This is a genomic window from Ferruginibacter profundus, from assembly GCF_054783275.1.
The window spans coordinates 1239792-1258377 of record NZ_BAAGQW010000003.1; the positions used below are offsets into that span (position 1 = coordinate 1239792).

Here is an 18586-nt window from a genome sequence, read left to right on the forward strand (position 1 = left end):
AGTTGACCGCTGCTATTTATTGCTGTAAATATTATTTCGTTCGTATGAAAATTGTAATTTTTATTCTTGGTTTATTCCTTTCTGTGAACTCATTGGCACAGTCAAATGAATATATTGTTTTGCAACGTGGCGATACTGTATCCGGCAAAGTAAAAATATCCGGCAAACAGGTAAGGGTTATAAAAGCGGTTGCCGACACAGCTGTTTTTAATTCGGAAGAGGTACGGATTTTTGTAAAAAACAATACCGCTAAACCTGTTTTACGGGTGGTATTGTATGGTTACTCCGAAAATATTGAAGATGTGCAATCACCTAATTACAGCGACCCGGTGTATGATACCACTGTTCTTTTAACTCCTCTTATTACGGGTGGGAAAATTAATTTATTTTCTGCAAAAGATAAAGATGGGGTTGCTTATTTCTTTGTGCAGGCACGGCAAGATAGCATTCCGGTGCAGCTATTGTATTCTTTGGGAGGCCAGATGCAGGATAAAGAATCATTACGGCAAATTTACCAGTTAGTCAATTATGTAAGCCACTCCCGGATTTTTGAAGATCAATTACGTGAAAGGACTGATGATTGTTATTACATTAAAGAAGGAGATCTGCTGCAGCTCAATTACAGGGAATCGAGCTTTAAAGCATTTATAAAACGATATAATAAACATTGTAATTAATACTGCAATACTTTTTCAAAATACACTGCTGTAGCAACAGGATTATGATAGTACGGCGCTATTTCATAAAATCCATATTTTTTATAAAGGTTGATGGCAGGCGTCATATGATTTAGCGTATCCAGTCTTATATATTTGTAGTTGCAGTTTTGTGCCAGGACAATAGATTTTTCCAGCAATACTTTTCCAATGCCTTTATGCTGATGCGCAGGTTGTACATACATACGCTTGAGCTCTGCAATTTTTTGTTCGCTTTTTCTTAAAGCAACACAGGCAATAAAGGTATTGTCCTCTTTACAAAGCAGGATGCCACCATCTGTTGCATTGTACATTGCCTTCAGGTTTTCCAGCTCTTCATCAAAATGCTGAAAGCCCAGATCGATATTTAACCATGCGGCGTATTCTTTAAACAGTTGTGCTGCTGCTTTGTATTCTTCGTTGGTTTGTACAATTAAATATTCAGGCATTTTTTTTTGTTTTGTTAGCAAGGTACACTCCTGTAAATATCAATACCGCTGCCACAATTTTATACAACTGTAATTCTTCTTTTAAAAAGATCATGGCAATAATGGTTGCAAAGAAGGGTTGTGTATAAATATAAAAACCTGCTGCAGAAGCACCGAGTATTTTTATGCCATACACATTAAAGAGGTAGGCTACAAATGTGCCTGTAATAACCACAAGTGCCATGGTGGTACCATCAATTGCATTAAAAGCGGCCCATTGAATTTGCGTAAACTCCAGCCAGCCAAAAGGTAAGATCATTACCAGGCCAATGGTAAATATCCAGCGCATGATCATTACCGGGTTGTACTTTACCATCAGGGGTTTTACCATTATAAAATAAATGGTGTAAGAAACAGCATTGGTGATAATTAGTATGTCTCCCAGCACCACATCGCTTCTGTTGGCTGTTCCGCCTTTGGCTAAAACCAATACCGCAGCACCGGTAATACCTAATGCCAGTCCCGCAATTTTAAAAATACCAATTCTTTCTTTTAATAACCATGCTGCAATAAATACAATTAAAATAGGTGTGGTAAGCATCAGCAGCGAAGCATGTATCGGATAAGTTAGCGAAAGGCCTTTTAAAAAAAGTAGCTGGTTAATTGCAATGCCGGTTAATGCACACCATACAAAACGCATTCTGTCTTGTTTATCAATTTTTACCGAAGTTGGTTTTAATAGATATAATAGCCAGAATAAAATTGCACTCACTCCAACCCGTACCACGTTTAAACCAAATGGCTTTGCCAGTTGCAAACTGGTAAGGTGCTTTGCTGCACTTAAATTGATAGCAAAGAAAAGATTGGTAAACAGCAATGCTAAATGGGCTGTTGTGCTTTTGTTCAATGGCATAATGGTATTACAAAAGTAACATTATACTTGTTGCCGCTTTTAGTACACTGAAATTTTATTTCGGTTGCAGTAAGAGCCGGAAAGGATTTTCAGCGTACCGCATAATAGTGAAAAAAGTACCATTACACCGGTTGCCGTTTTAGTACACCGAAATTGTATTTCGGTTACTGTAACAGCCGAAAAGGATTTTCAGCATACCCAAAAAAAAGGTCATTATGCTTTTACACATAATGACCTTATACTTACTAACCCTAATAAGTGAAAACAGTTGTTATGCAACCTGCATCTCTTTTACCTTTTCTCTTATTTTGTTTTCTATTTCTGTTGCCATTTCCGGATTGTCGAGCATCAATTGCTTTACAGATTCCCTTCCCTGGCCTAATTTATCGTTATTATAGCTGAACCAGCTACCGCTTTTCTGTACAATTCCCAGTTCAACACCCATATCAATTATTTCACCCACTTTGCTGATACCTTCGCCGTAAATAATATCAAACTCTGCCTGGCGGAACGGTGGTGCCACTTTATTTTTTACCACTTTTACTTTTACGTGGTTACCTACTGCTTCGTCACCATCTTTAATCTGTGTCATACGACGAATATCCAAACGTACAGAAGCATAAAACTTTAAGGCATTACCACCCGTGGTAGTTTCGGGATTACCAAACATTACACCTATCTTTTCACGAAGCTGGTTGATAAATATGCAGCAGCAATTAGTTTTATGAATAGTAGCTGTTAATTTTCTTAAAGCCTGGCTCATTAATCTTGCCTGCAACCCCATTTTGCTATCGCCCATCTCGCCTTCCAGTTCACTCTTAGGTACCAATGCGGCAACAGAATCTATCACTACCACATCCAAGGCGCCTGAAAGAATTAAACGATCGGCAATTTCCAATGCCTGCTCGCCATAATCGGGCTGAGAGATGAGTAAATTATCAATATCCACACCTAATTTTTTTGCATATACACTATCAAAGGCGTGTTCCGCATCAATAAATGCACACATGCCACCTTTCTTTTGCGCTTCAGCTATTACATGAGTGGCCAAAGTGGTTTTACCACTACTTTCCGGGCCATAAATTTCAACCACCCTGCCTTTAGGTAAACCGCCGATACCCAATGCCATATCTAAACCAATAGAGCCGGTGGAAATAACATCAATTTCCATATTGGTTTTTTCATTCATCATCATTACCGAGCCTTTGCCAAAATCTTTATCGATCTTATCTATCGTTAATTTCAGCGCCTTAAATTTTTCTGTTTTTTCCATTTTGTCTGTTGCGTTGCTCATGTGTTTGTTTTTTTTAAGTGATGTATCTGGTTTTGCGTTGTAAATGTAAATTCGGAATCAAAGATAATAAGTTTATTTTATCAACACTAATTATTTTAGTATTTTTTTGATAATTTTTTTAGTTGGATATATTTTAAACAAAAAACCCATCCCGGGGAACCGGGACAGGTTGTGTTCAAGCATGAGAAAAATCTACTAAGGTAATTTCTCGAGTTTTCAGGTTAGGCTTAAAAATACGGGCCTTTAACGTTCGCACTAAATATATGTTCAGTTTGTAAAGGGTCTAATTAGTTTGTACCTGATACAAAGAGAGGTTAGTTTTTCCAACAAAACAATACCACAAAGTGGTAATTTTTGAGGGTTAAAACACCCTTTTGGGCCTTGGTATGATAATAAATTTTAATAAAACAGGCTCATATTAGACTTAATTTATTCTTGTTTGGGGACATAAATTTCCTGAATGAGCGCAGCGGATCTGCAGTTTCGATTACAATAATTTTTGCTGCAGGCTAAAAATTACTCAATTGCAGATGCGTACAGTATGTATTTGCCTTGTAAAAAAATAATCGTTTCAGGGAGCATGTTCATTAGCCTCTCATTGCTCTTATCCTGTTAAGTATAAAATTTTTTCCGTTGTTATAAAAAAGATCATCCAAAAACTCATCCACATTAATTGCGGTTAGTCCTTGTGATATAAAAAGATCAATTAGGCCTTCCTTCATATCTTCTTTTAATTGTTGCAGCCCATCTGCCTGTTTACAACAATCGATGGCATTTATCAAACCGTCAAAATCGGTACCGATACAAATTTGTTTGGCCGCTTTTTTCAAATCGATACTATCATGTTTATCAGCCACCCATAAAATGTGAATGATGTTATTAATGAGAAACCTGCGGTGCATATCCACATAAAGTGAAGGATCTAGGTTTTCAAAATCTTCGCTTGCCCAAACTTCTGTATCATCTGGCCAAACAGGTAATATAGTTGGGTTGGGGCCCAAAAAGAAATCAGATTCCATATGGCTTATGTATTCCACATCATGCGGTACGGTTACATTAAGTAAAACATTTTCATCTGCAAAGCCGAGGATACGCTGATCGAATGAAAGCCCGATGATGCCACCCGATAAAAAAATGTTTGCAATGTCTTCGTCATATAAATTAATACTGCTGCAGTTATGATAACATTCGGGGTCGTGTTTACTCCTGGGTTTTAAATAAGCCACTTCATATACAAGGCCCCTGTCAACAGGTTTGTTCAACAAAAATTTTGCCCTGTCTGCTATAGACAAGCCGGTGGTACCAGCGTGGGTACAAATTATGGGATGACTGAATTTTGTTTCGTCATCAGGGTCTTTAAGCCAATCATACAACTGCCGCCTTGACCTGAGGCTCATGTGTTTAATATCGGGTAAAATATTTTTGGCATACATCAGTTTAATTACTTCCCAACCCCATGGTGTAATACCTCCCCGTGTAGGATAAAAATATGCCGGGTTAATAAATTGTATACCATGCGCATGATTACAAAAAGGATTTTGCTGCATATGGCAAACGTTAATGGCCACTACGGTGTGTGTATCTGTAAATTCGTTAAAGTTGGCGAGAAATTTTTCTTTTGCATCCAGTGCATTGGGGTTATCGAAAAAACAGTGCAACCCCTCTACTATAACAGCACCAAAAACCGTATTGCTGCCGGCTTCATCAAAATCGGTGGTCTTACTCACTACTTTAAATGCTGCACCGGGTATTTCGGGTATTGCTTCCAGTAACCACCTGAGTTCCTCTTTAATCAGTTGATAGCTATGCACCCCCGATGCCAGGTAAGCCAGCTGTGTTTTATCAATCAGGTTAACACTTCCTTTGTTAACGATTTTTTTTTCGCTGAGGCCCTGGCCAATTTTTTGCTCCGGTGCATGCAGTATTACTCCAATCAACCTTACTTCGTTCTGCAATAATTGCGTAAGGCTGGATTGAGAGTTTAAAGTTTCATTAAACAACTTATTAATGCTGAGATTAACGTCTCGTGATAAAGCCAGTTTAGCATTAATAAAATCCCAGGGAGATGGCTTGGTTGCCGGATCAGAAAACTGAGGTTTTAAACCCGGATGACAATGAAAATCGAAGAATGGCATAATGGTATCATTTAATGATATTAAATATACTCATTATATTTTAAAATCAAAAGAGAAATGTACAGGGGGGTGGATGACCTATATGTAGGATGCTGTAAAATCAAAAAAACCTCCAATAAGAAGGTTTTTTGATTACTATGACGGTTTAGAGTTATTGCATTGCTGCTATAAAGCCAGTTCTTTTTCCTGCATTATTTTTCTCATATTTAAAAGCCCGTAACGCATACGGCCCAATGCGGTATTAACGCTGCATTGCAATAGTTCTGAAATTTCTTTAAACTTCAGGTCTGCAAAATGCCTTAGTATTATCACTTCCCTTTGTTCTTCAGGAAGCATACTCACCATTTGCATTACACGACTATGGCTCTGGGTTTTCATTAATCTTTCTTCGGCATTGGGTTCTTTAAAATCCAGCACATCAAAAATATCCCTGTCTTCGCTGGTTCTTATAACCGGGGCATTCTTAAGTTTTCTGAAATGATCGATACAAAGGTTATGCGCTATCCGCATAGCCCATTGTAAAAATTTATTTTCTTCATTGTATTTACCTGCCCTCAGCGTTTCAATGATCTTTATAAAAAGATCCTGGAAAAGATCTTCGGCCAGGTACCTGTCTTTTACCAGTAAAGAAATAGAGGTGAAGATGCGGTTTTTGTGGCGGTTGATCAGTAATTCCAAAGCCTGGGAATCGCCATGGAGAAATTGTTGAACAGCTTGTTCGTCTGTTAGTGTGGTAGTGCTTTTCATAAAATAGATTTTAGGTTATTGGGAATTGTATTACAAATATCTAAAAGTAAAAATTCATTTTGGTAGAGGTGGAAATATACTCTTTGTAGGAATTTTTCTATTAGCAGTTATCCGGATTTTTATTTTGTTTGTAAATGCCCTGCTTTTATCTCAGGATGATCTCCTTTTCATTCATCAGCTTTCTCAGGTTATTAAGGCCATACTTCATTGTATCCAACGCAGTTGAAAGACTGCATTTCATTATGCCTGCAATTTCTTTAAAACTCAATCCTGCATAATGGTTCAATGCCATCACTTCTCTTTGTTCATCGGGCAACATGGATATCATGCTTTTAATTTTGCTATGGCTATCATAATAAGTAGTATTGGGCAGCGGTACCGGTACCGAAAAATTAACTGCTTCAACCACGTTACTGTTTTCTTTATCCGTTTCCATAATAAAAGCCATTTTGGTTTTACGGGTATGATCAATACACAGCTGGTGAGCAATTTGTACAGCCCAATGCAGAAAATTATCGTCCTCTGATGTTTTACCTGCCATGAGGTTGTTGATAATTGTAATAAAGACTTCGCGGAAAATATCTTCGGCAACGTATTTATCCTGCACCATCGAAAAAATTGAACTGTAAATTCTGTCTTTGTACAATTCCACCAGAGTGGCCATGGCGCCGGGGTTGCCATTTAAATAAAACTGGATGAGCTTCTCATCAGACATTTCTGTATGGTTATTCATAGGATTAATTTACAAAATTGGATAAGGATATTATGCCGTAAAGATTTGTTAAAAAAAATCAGATTCCTGTAGTAGCTGAACCTTTTGTGTATAGAATTTTTTCTATAGGCTGCGGTACAGGTAATAAATGCCCTCGGATTCAATGCAATAGCTGTATTAATGTAAAAAACAGACATCTGAAATTTTTAATACTCCCGTTCATCTTCATACAATTACTGCTGGTATAAAACCGATACGAACAGATTCGTTTTGATTGCACTTTTGTTGTAAAGTATACAGTCATGAAAAACATTTTTACCATTTTATTATTGGTGGCATCGCTATGCGCCAATGCACAGGAAAACAGCAAAGGAAAAATAACAGCCGGCATTCGCATTAATCAACAGGCAGCAGAAAATGCTACTGTTGAATTACGTAAAGCCAAAGATTCTTCTTTGGTAAAAATATCACTCACAGATAAAAGTGGTATTGCCGGGTTTGAGAACATTCGTTTTGATAACTACTTCATTAAAATAACAATGGTGAATTTTGCAACACAATATTCCCCCGCATTTAGTTTAACTGCAGAACAGCCAACGATACAAATACCCGACATTACATTACAACCGGCTACCACCCAACTGAGTGCCGTAACTGTTACCAGCCGTAAACCGTTCATTCAAAAACTGTCTGACCGCATTGTGGTAAATGTAGAAAACAGCATTGTGAGCGCAGGCAGCAGTGCTATGGACGTATTGGAACGATCACCGGGTGTGAACATTGATCAGAATGATAATATTACGCTCCGTGGTAAATCGGGTGTTATTGTAATGGTAGACGGAAAACCTACACCAATGACCGGTGCCGACCTGGCCAATTATTTAAAAGGGCTTCCATCATCTGCCATCGAACGCATAGATATTATTACTAACCCTTCTGCAAAATATGATGCGGCTGGTAATTCGGGCATTATTGATATCCGCCTGAAAAAAGACCAGCGCCTGGGTGTTAACGGAACTTTTACTACCGGTTACGGACAAGGTGTATATCCAAAAGCAAATATTGGTTCCACTTTTAATTACCGCAATAAAAAGGTAAATATTTTTGGCAACTATAATTATGCTTATCGTATTGGTTTAAATCATTTGTTATTAGATAGAAATTTTTATGAGAATGGCGCCTACAATGGCGGCGACCTGAAAGACAATTATTCTAAATCACCTGTTAGTTCCAACACCGCAAGATTGGGTATGGATTTTTTTCCTTCTAAAAAAACAATTATCGGCTTTGTGGTAAATGGTAATTTTAATCATTATACCCGTGATAATGATAACAGTTCAACCGTACTCAATACACAAAAGCAGGTTACCAGTACATTTAATTCTCTTGCAACAAATAACGACCATGCCAATAACAGCGTTTCCAATATTAATTTTAAGCATACATTCGACAGTACCGGAAAAGAGTTAACTGCTGATGCTGATTATGGTGTATACCATTCTACCTCATTAACCGTTAATGCTACCAGTTACTATAAACTTGATGGCACCCCATTGCAACCCAATTACGTATTGGATGGCGACCAGAACGGTACACTTACTTTTAAAACTGCCAAAGTAGATTATGTGAACCCGGTAAGTAAAAGCAGCAAATGGGAAGCGGGGCTTAAAACAAGTTTTGTGTCATCTGATAATGACGCTAAATTTTATGATGTAAGCAACGGCACACCTCAAAATGATGTAAACAAAACCAATCATTTTTTATACAAAGAATATAACAATGCCGGTTACATTAACTTTCACCAGGAGTTTAAAAAGTTTGATTGGCAGGTAGGTTTAAGAGGAGAACAAACCAATATGAGCACCGAGCAGAAAATGGGGAATTTAAAATTTGATTCCAGCTATTTTCAATTATTCCCCAGCGCATTTGTCAACTATAAATTAAAAGAAGATCAAACTTTGGGTTTATCTGTAAGCCGCCGCATAGACAGACCGGGTTATTCTCAATTAAATCCGTTTTTATTTTTAATTGATGTAACTACCTATGCAACGGGCAATACCGCATTGCGGCCACAACTTACCTGGTCGTATGAATTGAGTTATACGTTAAAGAATTTAAATTTCGGTATCAGTTATAGCCATACCAAAGACAACCAGAATATTACTTTAGCCAGATTTAAAGAAGTGTTCCCTAATATTCCATCAGCAGATAATGTAACGGTACAAATTCCTATCAATCTTTCCTCATCTGATTATGTTGGGTTATCGCTTTCCACACCTGTTAAAATCACCCAATGGTGGAACATGGTTAACAACGGCAATATTTATTTTGAAAAGTTTCATGGCAATTTCAGTGGCACCACTTTAAATAATGGCAAGCCTGCGGCAGATATCAGAACCAATAACACTTTTACTTTTAAAAAAGGCTGGACAGCAGAATTGAATGCCAGTGTAAATACCGGAGGCCAATATGGTTTTATGGTGCTTGATCCGCAATGGGGAATTTCAACCGGCGTACAAAAAACTGTTTTAAAAAATAAAGGCACCCTACGTTTCAACATTACAGATATATTCTGGACCAATCTTCCAAAAGCCGTGATCACTTACAATAATTATATAGAGAAGTGGCATGCGTACAGGGAATCAAGGGTAGCCAATTTAAGTTTTACTTATCGTTTTGGAAATAATAAAGTGCCGGCTGCAAGAAGAAGAACAACTGCTTCGGAAGAGGAAAGGCAGAGAGCACAGTAACCCTTCCAGGAGAACCTGATTACGGGGGATTATTAAAGAGATAAAATTTTGTGGGGAAGAAGCAAGAGATCATTTTAATTATACTATTGCATAAGCTACTATTTAACGGTTGAAGCAGCATTAATTTGCCTGCGGTAAAAATTACTGTTTGCCTTCTGCAGATAAAAATATCAGCGGCTTAATGAGAAATGTTTTTCTGATTGAATTTTTGCAGCAATTGCAGATGCGGTTTTAAACCAACAATGGTATCTTTTTGCAAAAACTGTTTGAGGTGTTTACAAAAATGGCTGTAATCGTAATAGCCATATTTTTCATAGGCAAAATCTTCGGGTGAATTAGCTAATTGTTGTACGGCCTTACGTATACGCAATACCTGCAAGGCTTTTTTACTGCTAAGGCTTGTAGTGGTTTCAAAATAACGATGCAATGTTCTTGCAGAAATCTTGTATTGAGCAGCAAATTCTTCTACCGGAGTAGTGAAATCATTTTTATTATCGCAATGCTGTAATATTTCTGATACAATACGTATCGCTTCCCAGGAACCGGAATATGTTTTAATGATGGATTGAAAATAAGTATTTAAAATATTGATGCGTTCTTCAAAGGAAACTGCTTTCTTCACTTTATCAATCACCGATTGCTCCATTAAATAACTCAACGGGTAAATATACTCCCTGTATTCAGCAAAGTTGACCCTGGTCTTAAAAATAATGGGAGAGATTTTAAACTTGATACCGAATAATTTATTGCCCTGCCGGTGATAACATTCAATGGACTTATTACGGGGTAAAAAACCATCCGTTTTCATGCTGAACTTTTTATCATCTACCTGCATAATAAACGGCGTACCTAAATTAATAAGGTAGGTGTAACCAATATTCGGAAACAATGCATCTGAAAAACCTTTGGGATTTTCTTTCAGCAAGTCATCAAATTTTGTTTCCCAGAAAAAATCGATAAACCCTTCCAGTTCCTTTGCAGGCTTTACCCTGTGGTAATTGTTTTCAAAATGATTGATATGGAAGAATTCGATGTGTTGCAAGGCGATACTTTGTAGATGTAAAGATAAAAAAGGGATTGGTGGCAGAAGAGAGATTTTACATCAGTGGCATACCATTTTCCCCGAACCGGGGAAATGATACTATTGTAAACGAAAAGAACCTCTTTTGCTTTTTATGAAATGATTGACCACTTAAGCATAAATCTGAACATTTTTTAATCTTAATGCAAGGCCCCGGATAGTAGTTTGAATTTTTTTTGCCTGTGCCTCTGATGGATTTTTTACTCCCGAAGCATATTGTCTTAACAAGCTGGCATTAATTCCTGATAACTCTGCTATCTTAGATTGATTGAGAAAATTAAACTCCTCAAAAAATACGGTCAGGTCATAAGCATACTCAAATTTCACTTCTTCTAACTGGTGAAAATCTTTTAAAGCTTTACGCAGCTTTTTTTCTACGTTAGGTAGGGTTGTAGCAGAATCAACAATAAGGTTTTCGTTGTAAGAAACACGGCCCCACAGTTTGCCTCCATCTTTTTCCAATATTAAATGTAGTGTCATTGCTTTTGGTTTTACTATATAATAGAATAGGTTGTTTATTTTAATCCTGCTTGTTTAAGAATTGCATTTAACGTACCCTTAGGGATATCTCCACTATGTACCGGTATTGTAACTTTCCCTTTTTTAACCGGATGTTCTAATTGCAGGTGACTGCCTTTCTGATCCTTATCCATCCATCCTTTCTAAGTACTTTTAATAGTTCTTTTACTTTCATTAAAGCAAGTCTTATTTTCGTTTTTATGAAGGTAGCATATTTGCTACTACCTGCAAAATTTTAAGGTAACAATTTTGCTACCCCCAGGGAATTTAGATTAATTTCGTTCTTCAACTAATATTAAAAACTGAACTACAAAACCAAAGTGGCAGCAGGCACTTCTGGTGTGGGAATATTGTGGCTGATATTTCATTTTTGGCATGTTACTTCCTTCATTAATGATCTTGCTCAGAATGATAATGAAGAGAAAATGCGACGTAATGCAACCACCATCATTATAGTAACCGACTCTTCCACGGGCAAAAAAGCACCATGTTGCTGAAAGATCATTTAAAGCAGCAGAAATAAAATCGATTTATTTCCTCACAACCCTCCACCCCAATTTTCCCTTTCGTAACTTTGCCCCATGCCCAAATATTTAGACGAACTGAATGAGCCGCAGCGGACTGCGGTAGAACACAAAGACGGCCCGATAATGATCATTGCCGGTGCAGGCAGTGGCAAAACCAAAGTGCTTACTACACGTATTGCCCACCTGATGGGTTTTCACCATATCGACAGTTTTAATATACTGGCGCTCACTTTTACCAATAAAGCCGCCGCCGAAATGAAGGAAAGGGTGGAAAAGGTTTTAGGTAATACCGAAGCCAGGAATCTGTATATCGGTACTTTTCATAGCGTATTTGCAAGGATACTGAGGGGTGAAGCCAACAAAATTGGTTATCCCAACAACTTTACTATTTACGATACCGATGATGCCAAGAGTGTGGTGAAAACAGTGATCAACGAAATGGACCTGGATGATAAACATTACAAACCCAATGTAGTATACAACAGAATTTCTTCGGCCAAAAATGCACTGATCGGCCCTGCAGAATACATGAACGATTATGCATTGCAACAGGAAGATATGAGGGCCAATCGCCCCGCCATTGGCCAGATATACGATGCCTACGCCAAACGGTGTTTTAAAAACGGCGCTATGGATTTTGACGACCTGTTGTTTAAAATGTACATGCTCCTGAAAAATCATCCTGATAGTTTAAGCAAATTTCAGCGGAAGTTTAAATACATCATGATTGATGAGTACCAGGATACCAACACGGCGCAGTACGAGATCATAAAATTACTGGGCGCCATGCATGAAAATGTTTGCGTAGTGGGTGATGATGCTCAAAGTATTTATAGTTTTCGTGGCGCCACAATTGAAAATATTTTACAGTTTCAAAAAGATTACGACGAAGTAAAAGTGGTAAAACTGGAACAGAATTACCGTAGCACTAAAAGTATTTTAAGCGTTGCCAACGAAGTGATCGGCAATAATAAAAATCAAATAGAGAAAAAACTATTTACAGATAACGGGCAGGGAGAAAAAATCCACCTGGTACGTACCATGACGGATAATGACGAAGGTAAATGCGTTGCCGATACCATACAGGAACAAAAGCTCCGCAATCATTATTACAATAAAGATTTTGCCATTCTGTACCGTACCAATGCACAAAGCCGCAGCTTTGAAGAAGCGTTGCGGAGGATGGGTATTGCTTACCGCATTTATGGTGGCATGAGTTTTTATCAACGCAAGGAAGTAAAGGATTTTATTGCTTATTTAAGAGTGGTGGTAAACCCACGAGACGAGGAAGCATTAAAACGCATCATCAATTATCCCGTTCGTGGTATTGGTAAAACAACTATTGAAAAATCGGTGCTGTTTGCCAACGAAAATAATTTAACGTTGTGGGAGGTTTTTTGCAATGCTGCCATGTATGGTTTTAAAGGTGGTACTTTAGAAGCAATAGACAATTTTGTAACGATGATCAAAATGTTTCAAAGTGAGCTGACCAAAAAGAATGCTTACGATGTTGCTATTTTAGTAGGCAAAAACACCAATATTGTTAAGGAGCTTTTTAATGACAAAACTGTTGAAGGCCTTGCCCGTTACGAGAACGTGCAGGAATTATTAAACTCGATAAAAGAATTTACCGAAACACCCATGAATGAAGAAGATGGTGAAGTAGGTGATAAAAGTTTGGGTGGCTACTTACAGCAAATTGTTTTACTTACCGACGCTGATGATGATAAACAGGAAAGTGATGTGGTAAAACTGATGACGATACATGCAGCTAAAGGATTGGAATTTCCGGTAGTGTTTGTTGGCGGGATGGAAGAAACACTTTTTCCCAGTGCCATGAGTATTAATACAAGAGAGGAACTGGAAGAAGAACGCCGTTTGTTTTACGTGGCCATAACAAGGGCCAAAGATAAATTGTGGTTAACCTATGCCAATGCCCGTTACCGCTTTGGGCAGTTACAGCAAAACGAAAGCAGCCGATTTTTAGAAGAAATACCGGAAGAATATTTAGATAAAAGTTATGCCGGTGGTGGCATGAAAAACAGCAGCAGTACCGGCACTGCATTTGAAAGAATGAACCGGGGCTTTAGTGGCGGCGGTGGTAATGCGTGGGGCGGCAAATCATCTGCAGCTGCAAAAGCAGAAAAACAATATGGGGCACCTCCGGGCAAAGCTGCAACGCCGGGCTATGTGGCCCCTAAGCCACAAAACAGAACTGTTGAGCACACCCCTTCTGAAGATTTTGTAGCCAGTGATACCAGTAATTTACAAGCCGGCCAAAAAGTGGAACACCAGAAATTTGGTTTTGGAGAAGTAATGAAAATGGAAGGCGCCGCACATAATCCCATTGCCACCGTTAATTTTGAACTGAACGGGGAGAAAAAGATCATGCTGAATTATGCTAAGTTGCGGATAGTGGAGTAAAATTTACCTGCAGATTGCGCCGAAAAGAAAACAATTGTATTGATCTGCATAATCAGCGATATCTGCGGGACCACTGTATTTCCGAAATCCGAAAAATATACTTCCCCGCCCCAAAACCAGCCCATTTTTGGCTAAATTTGCATTGAAAATAAAATATCATTTTATGATAAAGACAGGAAACACGATCGTAAGCATTTATACCGAAATGACCCCTAACCCGGAGACGATGAAATTTGTAGCCAACAAATTATTATATCCCGGTAAAAGCATCGATTTTGCAGATGAAGCCAGCGCAGGCCCCTCGCCATTGGCACAGGAGTTATTCACCTTTCCATTTATTAAAGCCGTTTTTATAGCCAGCAATTTTGTTACGCTTACAAAAACTCCTGATATGGAAGACTGGCAGGATGTGATTCCTACCATTAAGCAATTTTTAAAAGATTACCTGGAAGAAGGTAAAGCTGTGGTAAATGAAGAAGATGTGGCCAGCATGAAAACACCTAACAGCAACGAAGTAAATGCAGATGATGATGACGTGGTAAAACGCATTAAGGAACTACTGGAAAATTATGTAAAGCCGGCTGTTGAAATGGACGGTGGTGCCATACAATTTAAAAGTTACGAAAACGGAACGGTTAATTTAGCCATGCAGGGCAGTTGCAGCGGTTGCCCTTCAAGCACCATTACTTTAAAAGCAGGTATTGAAGGCATGATGAAAAGAATGATTCCCGAAGTAAAGGAAGTGGTGGCAGAAGCGGAATAATTAATCTGTTAAATTATTGATTTTTAAATAAGTCAGGTTTTAAAACCTGACTTATTTTTTTTGAACCAGGCTGCTTAGCGCAACATTTTCCCGCCCTGGTGAGGTATACTTTAACTAAATAATGAGTAATGCAAAAGTATTATTGAAGCGTAGATTATAGTATCTTAGAAAAAACATCCTTTTGATGAAATTTCCTCTTCTATTATTATTCCTTGCTTGTTATTTTACTGCAAACGCACAACTACCCGATAAAGAAATTTATGACCTGAAAGCCGGAAAGGTAAAACCAGATAACAGCCCGGTTTATTTTTTACCATTCAGTAAAGGCAGTAAATTTTTATTGATACAGGCCTATAATAGTAAAATGAGCCATAAAGATGAATTGAGTTTGGATTTTAAAATGAAGAAGGGCAGTAAAATTTGTGCAGCAAGGGCAGGGGTTGTAACTGCAGTAAAAGAAGACAGTGATGTGGGTGGATTAAAAGATGCATATTTATCACAGGGCAACCACATTATTATTAAACAGGAAGATGGCAGTGAAGCAATGTACTGGCATTTAAAAAAAGATGGCGTACTGGTTAATGCAGGTGATACTGTTAAGCAGGGCCAGCATATAGGTTACAGCGGCAATACAGGATACACCGCTTTTCCGCATTTACATTTTCAGGTATATGATAAAAATGGAAAAAATATAGCCACAAGATTTTTAACTAAAAAAGGAATTATTTATTTGCGTCCCGGCAAATGGTACAGGGCTATACAATAAAAAAAATACTCATTCTTTTATTATTGAATTTTAAAGAGGAGTAATTTTTTTGTAACAAACTACCTCTTCATCATATAAATCCATCACAAAAATTCTTTCGTACATAAATTTTAATCTGCTTTACAGGCTGCGTTTTTTATACTTGCCACATCTTCATTTGGCACAGTATTTGAAAAATGCACTGTGTAAATATTCAATCATTAAAAATCTCTTTTATGAAAACAACACAAGTAAAAATTTTATCATTAGCAATTGCAGTTACTACCTCTATGGCTGCAAAAGCACAAGTAAGCACTAATTTAAATGCAACAACAAAAGCAGTAGTGGGCACAACAGCAAGTACCAATGCTGTTAAATCTGTTGCACATACCACTACAGCTGCAACAAAAAATGTTAGCAACGCAGCAATTACAAAAACAAAACAGGCTACTACTGCAACAGCCGGAGCTGCAAAAACTACTGTGCAATCTGCAGGTAATACTAACGTTAATGCAAACACTTCAACTAATGTAAACACACAGATTAACGGTACTGCAACAACTTCTGATAACAAGGCGGCGGCAAGTCAATCTTCTGCAACAGCTGTTAATGCTGATGTTTCGATTGAACCCAAAGCAGGTACAGAAGTAAATGCAACAACAGATAAAGCAAAAACCGTTGCCGTAGAAACAACAAAAGAAACCAAAGCAGCAGTTGCTGCCAGGGCAAAACAAACCACCTCTACAGCAAAAGAAGTTAAGGCCAATACAAAGGCAGATGTAAAAGTGGAATCACAAACAAAAGCAGCTGCAGCAACAGGAAAGCAATAATTTTCTGTAATTCTATTGCAACAATGCGGCTGCCTATAGCAGCTGCATTGTTATCTTATCCTAAAATCCCTTTTATGAAAAAGACAGAACTTGCCATTGTGCTGTTACTGCTGCTGTCATTTTTTTCAGTGAGCATTTGCAAAGCACAAACCGAAACACCAGATAGCACAGTAACTACCGAAAAAGAAAGTAAATTTAAAATTTCTGTTGCAGCAGCCTATTCTTCCCGCCTGCACTATTATGGCAGAACAGATAGTCTTAAAAGCAGTGCATTACTGCCCACAATTGTAATACAGGCTGGTAAACATTTTACTTTTACTCCTTCTTTCATCTTTATTAATAACAGCACGGCTTCATTTAATTACGCGGCTTCCACCATAAACGCCACGTATAATTTTGGCAAAAAGAAAGGTATTGCCGGAACTATTTATGCTGATAAATTTTTTTATAAGCAAGCCAGTGAATTGGTACGGTCAGTGCAACAAGGTCAAGGCGGGTTTACACTTTCCTATCTTAATAAAATAATCAATATTAATAGTGGTGCAAGTACTGCATTTTCTAAAAGTAATACCGATTTTTTTGCAACAGCTTCTTTAGACCATCAATTTAAAAAAGTAAAAGGCGACAATGTTTTTCTAATTACGCCATCAGTTGCAGCCAATGCAGGTACACAAAATTTTACCAAAAGTTACTATAAGAAAAATAATTTTCTTTTCTTTCCCACTACCGAAGAGCTGGTAACAGAAGACAGTAAACAATTCTCGCTGCTGAGTTACGATTTTAATCTGTCGTTGATCTATGCCTATAAAAGATGTATAATAAATGTAACACCCGGGTATGTTCTTCCCCAAAGTATCATCACTGTTCCTAATAATCCCTCTTTATCAGAAAGAGCGTGCAACCTGTTTTATTGTAATGCTGTTTTTATTTACAAACTGGTGAAATAAATTTATTTGCGGCATACCCAGGCCCAGAGCATCAACAAAAACTGCAGGGGAAATAATCTTACCCATATTGCCCACTGCGGCAAACAATAGCCATTACTCAAACAAAAACCCTTTTGTATCATTACAATATGTGCAGGTATAAATGCAATCAGTAAAGCAATAATACCATAGGCGGCAATGCTTCTTGTTTTAGGCAGTACAAACAGCAAGCCTAAAATAATTTCTGCCGCACCCGAAAATAAATTGATGAAAACAGGCCAGGGCAAATACTCCGGGATAATTTTATAATAACTCTCCGGGCTACGGAAATGATTAATACCTGCGGCGATATATAATATGGGGATCAGTATACAACTTATCTTTTTAAACATAGCTGCAGTTTTTTTTGATATACGATATTTTAATGCGTTCAGTTATACAACAGTTCGTTTTATCTTTACCCACTTTAATGAATAGTTATAACCGGGTACATATCGTTTTGTTCGCTGCAGTTGTTTTGCTCAGTAGTTGTGCAGTAAGCAATAATCCGCAGCGCAACCAGATAAGGCAATTACAAAAAGGAATTATTAAAGATGATACCAGCTTTGTCTATCATCTGCCTTACCTGAAAGATACCAAACATTTACTGGTGCAGGGTTATTTCAGCAGGTACTCTCATAAGGAAAGGGCGGCACTGGATTTTAAAATGAAAAGAGGTACTGCAATTTGTGCAGCACGGGATGGTGTGGTGGTTCGTGTAAAAGAAGATGGCAACAAAGGCGGCTGGAATAAAAAATACCGGCCCTATGGCAACGTGATAGTTATACAACATGCCGATGGTTCAAGAGCCGGTTACTGGCATTTACAGTTTAATGGTGCTTTGGTAAATGTGGGTGATACGGTTAAACAGGATCAACCTATTGGCCTGAGTGGTAAAACGGGTTATACTTTATTTCCGCACTTGCATTTTATTGTGTGGCGCTTTGATGGTAAGGGCCAATGGCAACAGGTGGGTACCAGGTTTAAAACAGCCAGGGGAATACAATACCTGAGGCCAATGCGGCGCTACAGCAATAAATATTAATTACATTTAGAAA

At 37.9% G+C, this 18586-nt stretch carries 19 protein-coding genes; 9 read left to right on the forward strand and 10 right to left on the reverse strand.

Annotated features, from left to right (window positions below; translation table 11 throughout):
* Nucleotides 1–44 precede the first annotated feature (44 nt).
* Nucleotides 45–677: a hypothetical protein gene (locus ACYVM0_RS24925; RefSeq protein ID WP_460561813.1), complete on the forward strand. Its 633-nt coding sequence runs from the start codon at nt 45–47 to the stop codon at nt 675–677.
* On the opposite strand, the gene ACYVM0_RS24930 is transcribed toward ACYVM0_RS24925, so the two are convergent.
* The 6 genes from ACYVM0_RS24930 to ACYVM0_RS24955 form a co-directional block, all read right to left on the reverse strand.
* Nucleotides 674–1144 carry a GNAT family N-acetyltransferase gene (locus ACYVM0_RS24930; RefSeq protein ID WP_460561815.1) on the reverse strand — a complete coding sequence of 157 codons (471 nt, stop codon included), beginning with the start codon at nt 1142–1144 and terminating at the stop codon, nt 674–676. The genes ACYVM0_RS24925 and ACYVM0_RS24930 overlap by 4 nt on opposite strands.
* Nucleotides 1137–2036 (reverse strand): DMT family transporter, encoded by a 900-nt coding sequence (locus ACYVM0_RS24935; protein ID WP_460561817.1) that lies wholly within the window; start codon nt 2034–2036, stop codon nt 1137–1139. Before ACYVM0_RS24935 ends, ACYVM0_RS24930 begins: the two co-directional genes overlap by 8 nt.
* A gap of 271 nt (nt 2037–2307) precedes the next feature.
* Nucleotides 2308–3330 carry a recombinase RecA gene (gene recA, locus ACYVM0_RS24940; RefSeq protein WP_460561819.1) on the reverse strand — a complete coding sequence of 341 codons (1023 nt, stop codon included), beginning with the start codon at nt 3328–3330 and terminating at the stop codon, nt 2308–2310.
* A 587-nt stretch (nt 3331–3917) separates the two neighbouring features.
* On the reverse strand, nt 3918–5465 hold the full coding sequence (locus ACYVM0_RS24945) for an amidohydrolase family protein (protein WP_460561820.1): 1548 nt from the start codon (nt 5463–5465) through the stop codon (nt 3918–3920).
* Between the two features lie 165 nt (nt 5466–5630).
* Nucleotides 5631–6212: an RNA polymerase sigma factor gene (locus tag ACYVM0_RS24950; protein WP_460561822.1), complete on the reverse strand. Its 582-nt coding sequence runs from the start codon at nt 6210–6212 to the stop codon at nt 5631–5633.
* Between the two features lie 145 nt (nt 6213–6357).
* Nucleotides 6358–6945: an RNA polymerase sigma factor gene (locus ACYVM0_RS24955; RefSeq protein ID WP_460561824.1), complete on the reverse strand. Its 588-nt coding sequence runs from the start codon at nt 6943–6945 to the stop codon at nt 6358–6360.
* Nucleotides 6946–7226: 281 nt separating this feature from the next.
* Here ACYVM0_RS24955 and ACYVM0_RS24960 point away from each other — a divergent pair, with 281 nt between their 5' ends.
* Nucleotides 7227–9674: a TonB-dependent receptor domain-containing protein gene (locus ACYVM0_RS24960; RefSeq protein WP_460561826.1), complete on the forward strand. Its 2448-nt coding sequence runs from the start codon at nt 7227–7229 to the stop codon at nt 9672–9674.
* Nucleotides 9675–9852: 178 nt separating this feature from the next.
* On the opposite strand, the gene ACYVM0_RS24965 is transcribed toward ACYVM0_RS24960, so the two are convergent.
* The 3 genes from ACYVM0_RS24965 to ACYVM0_RS24975 all read right to left on the reverse strand — a co-directional run bounded on the left by ACYVM0_RS24965 (nt 9853) and on the right by ACYVM0_RS24975 (nt 11408).
* Nucleotides 9853–10716 carry a helix-turn-helix domain-containing protein gene (locus ACYVM0_RS24965; RefSeq protein ID WP_460561828.1) on the reverse strand — a complete coding sequence of 288 codons (864 nt, stop codon included), beginning with the start codon at nt 10714–10716 and terminating at the stop codon, nt 9853–9855.
* A 150-nt stretch (nt 10717–10866) separates the two neighbouring features.
* The gene (locus tag ACYVM0_RS24970) at nt 10867–11217 is read right to left on the reverse strand and encodes a hypothetical protein (protein WP_460561830.1); all 351 of its coding nucleotides are present in this window, start codon (nt 11215–11217) and stop codon (nt 10867–10869) included.
* A gap of 53 nt (nt 11218–11270) precedes the next feature.
* Nucleotides 11271–11408, reverse strand: a complete 138-nt coding sequence (locus ACYVM0_RS24975; protein WP_460561832.1) for a type II toxin-antitoxin system HicA family toxin — start codon at nt 11406–11408, stop codon at nt 11271–11273.
* Nucleotides 11409–11594: 186 nt separating this feature from the next.
* Between ACYVM0_RS24975 and ACYVM0_RS24980 the strand changes: the two genes are divergently transcribed.
* The 6 genes from ACYVM0_RS24980 (at nt 11595) to ACYVM0_RS25005 (ending at nt 17510) form a co-directional block, all read left to right on the forward strand.
* Complete coding sequence (locus tag ACYVM0_RS24980; protein ID WP_460561834.1) at nt 11595–11771, forward strand: hypothetical protein; 177 nt, start codon at nt 11595–11597, stop codon at nt 11769–11771.
* An 84-nt stretch (nt 11772–11855) separates the two neighbouring features.
* Nucleotides 11856–14225 carry an ATP-dependent helicase gene (locus ACYVM0_RS24985; protein ID WP_460561836.1) on the forward strand — a complete coding sequence of 790 codons (2370 nt, stop codon included), beginning with the start codon at nt 11856–11858 and terminating at the stop codon, nt 14223–14225.
* Between the two features lie 163 nt (nt 14226–14388).
* Complete coding sequence (locus ACYVM0_RS24990) at nt 14389–14988, forward strand: NifU family protein (RefSeq protein ID WP_460561838.1); 600 nt, start codon at nt 14389–14391, stop codon at nt 14986–14988.
* A gap of 184 nt (nt 14989–15172) precedes the next feature.
* Nucleotides 15173–15754, forward strand: a complete 582-nt coding sequence (locus ACYVM0_RS24995; protein WP_460561840.1) for a M23 family metallopeptidase — start codon at nt 15173–15175, stop codon at nt 15752–15754.
* Between the two features lie 215 nt (nt 15755–15969).
* Nucleotides 15970–16563, forward strand: coding sequence for a hypothetical protein (locus ACYVM0_RS25000; RefSeq protein ID WP_460561842.1), 594 nt, complete (start codon nt 15970–15972; stop codon nt 16561–16563).
* A gap of 74 nt (nt 16564–16637) precedes the next feature.
* Entirely contained in the window at nt 16638–17510 is an 873-nt protein-coding gene (locus tag ACYVM0_RS25005; protein WP_460561844.1) for a hypothetical protein, read from the forward strand.
* 2 nt (nt 17511–17512) lie between these two features.
* On the opposite strand, the gene ACYVM0_RS25010 is transcribed toward ACYVM0_RS25005, so the two are convergent.
* Nucleotides 17513–17881, reverse strand: coding sequence for a DoxX family protein (locus tag ACYVM0_RS25010; RefSeq protein WP_460561846.1), 369 nt, complete (start codon nt 17879–17881; stop codon nt 17513–17515).
* A gap of 32 nt (nt 17882–17913) precedes the next feature.
* Here ACYVM0_RS25010 and ACYVM0_RS25015 point away from each other — a divergent pair, with 32 nt between their 5' ends.
* The gene (locus tag ACYVM0_RS25015) at nt 17914–18573 is read left to right on the forward strand and encodes a M23 family metallopeptidase (RefSeq protein ID WP_460561848.1); all 660 of its coding nucleotides are present in this window, start codon (nt 17914–17916) and stop codon (nt 18571–18573) included.
* Nucleotides 18574–18586: the final 13 nt, after the last annotated feature.

What these genes read in the sequence shown, in the direction of transcription:
- ACYVM0_RS24925 (WP_460561813.1), top strand. Translation starts at nt 45, where the DNA reads ATGAAAATTGTAATTTTTATTCTTGGTTTATTCCTTTCTGTGAACTCA.
- ACYVM0_RS24930 (WP_460561815.1), bottom strand. Translation starts at nt 1,144, where the DNA reads ATGCCTGAATATTTAATTGTACAAACCAACGAAGAATACAAAGCAGCA.
- ACYVM0_RS24935 (WP_460561817.1), bottom strand. Translation starts at nt 2,036, where the DNA reads ATGCCATTGAACAAAAGCACAACAGCCCATTTAGCATTGCTGTTTACC.
- recA (WP_460561819.1), bottom strand. Translation starts at nt 3,330, where the DNA reads ATGAGCAACGCAACAGACAAAATGGAAAAAACAGAAAAATTTAAGGCG.
- ACYVM0_RS24945 (WP_460561820.1), bottom strand. Translation starts at nt 5,465, where the DNA reads ATGCCATTCTTCGATTTTCATTGTCATCCGGGTTTAAAACCTCAGTTT.
- ACYVM0_RS24950 (WP_460561822.1), bottom strand. Translation starts at nt 6,212, where the DNA reads ATGAAAAGCACTACCACACTAACAGACGAACAAGCTGTTCAACAATTT.
- ACYVM0_RS24955 (WP_460561824.1), bottom strand. Translation starts at nt 6,945, where the DNA reads ATGAATAACCATACAGAAATGTCTGATGAGAAGCTCATCCAGTTTTAT.
- ACYVM0_RS24960 (WP_460561826.1), top strand. Translation starts at nt 7,227, where the DNA reads ATGAAAAACATTTTTACCATTTTATTATTGGTGGCATCGCTATGCGCC.
- ACYVM0_RS24975 (WP_460561832.1), bottom strand. Translation starts at nt 11,408, where the DNA reads ATGGATAAGGATCAGAAAGGCAGTCACCTGCAATTAGAACATCCGGTT.
- ACYVM0_RS24985 (WP_460561836.1), top strand. Translation starts at nt 11,856, where the DNA reads ATGCCCAAATATTTAGACGAACTGAATGAGCCGCAGCGGACTGCGGTA.
- ACYVM0_RS24990 (WP_460561838.1), top strand. Translation starts at nt 14,389, where the DNA reads ATGATAAAGACAGGAAACACGATCGTAAGCATTTATACCGAAATGACC.
- ACYVM0_RS24995 (WP_460561840.1), top strand. Translation starts at nt 15,173, where the DNA reads ATGAAATTTCCTCTTCTATTATTATTCCTTGCTTGTTATTTTACTGCA.
- ACYVM0_RS25000 (WP_460561842.1), top strand. Translation starts at nt 15,970, where the DNA reads ATGAAAACAACACAAGTAAAAATTTTATCATTAGCAATTGCAGTTACT.
- ACYVM0_RS25005 (WP_460561844.1), top strand. Translation starts at nt 16,638, where the DNA reads ATGAAAAAGACAGAACTTGCCATTGTGCTGTTACTGCTGCTGTCATTT.
- ACYVM0_RS25010 (WP_460561846.1), bottom strand. Translation starts at nt 17,881, where the DNA reads ATGTTTAAAAAGATAAGTTGTATACTGATCCCCATATTATATATCGCC.
- ACYVM0_RS25015 (WP_460561848.1), top strand. Translation starts at nt 17,914, where the DNA reads ATGCGTTCAGTTATACAACAGTTCGTTTTATCTTTACCCACTTTAATG.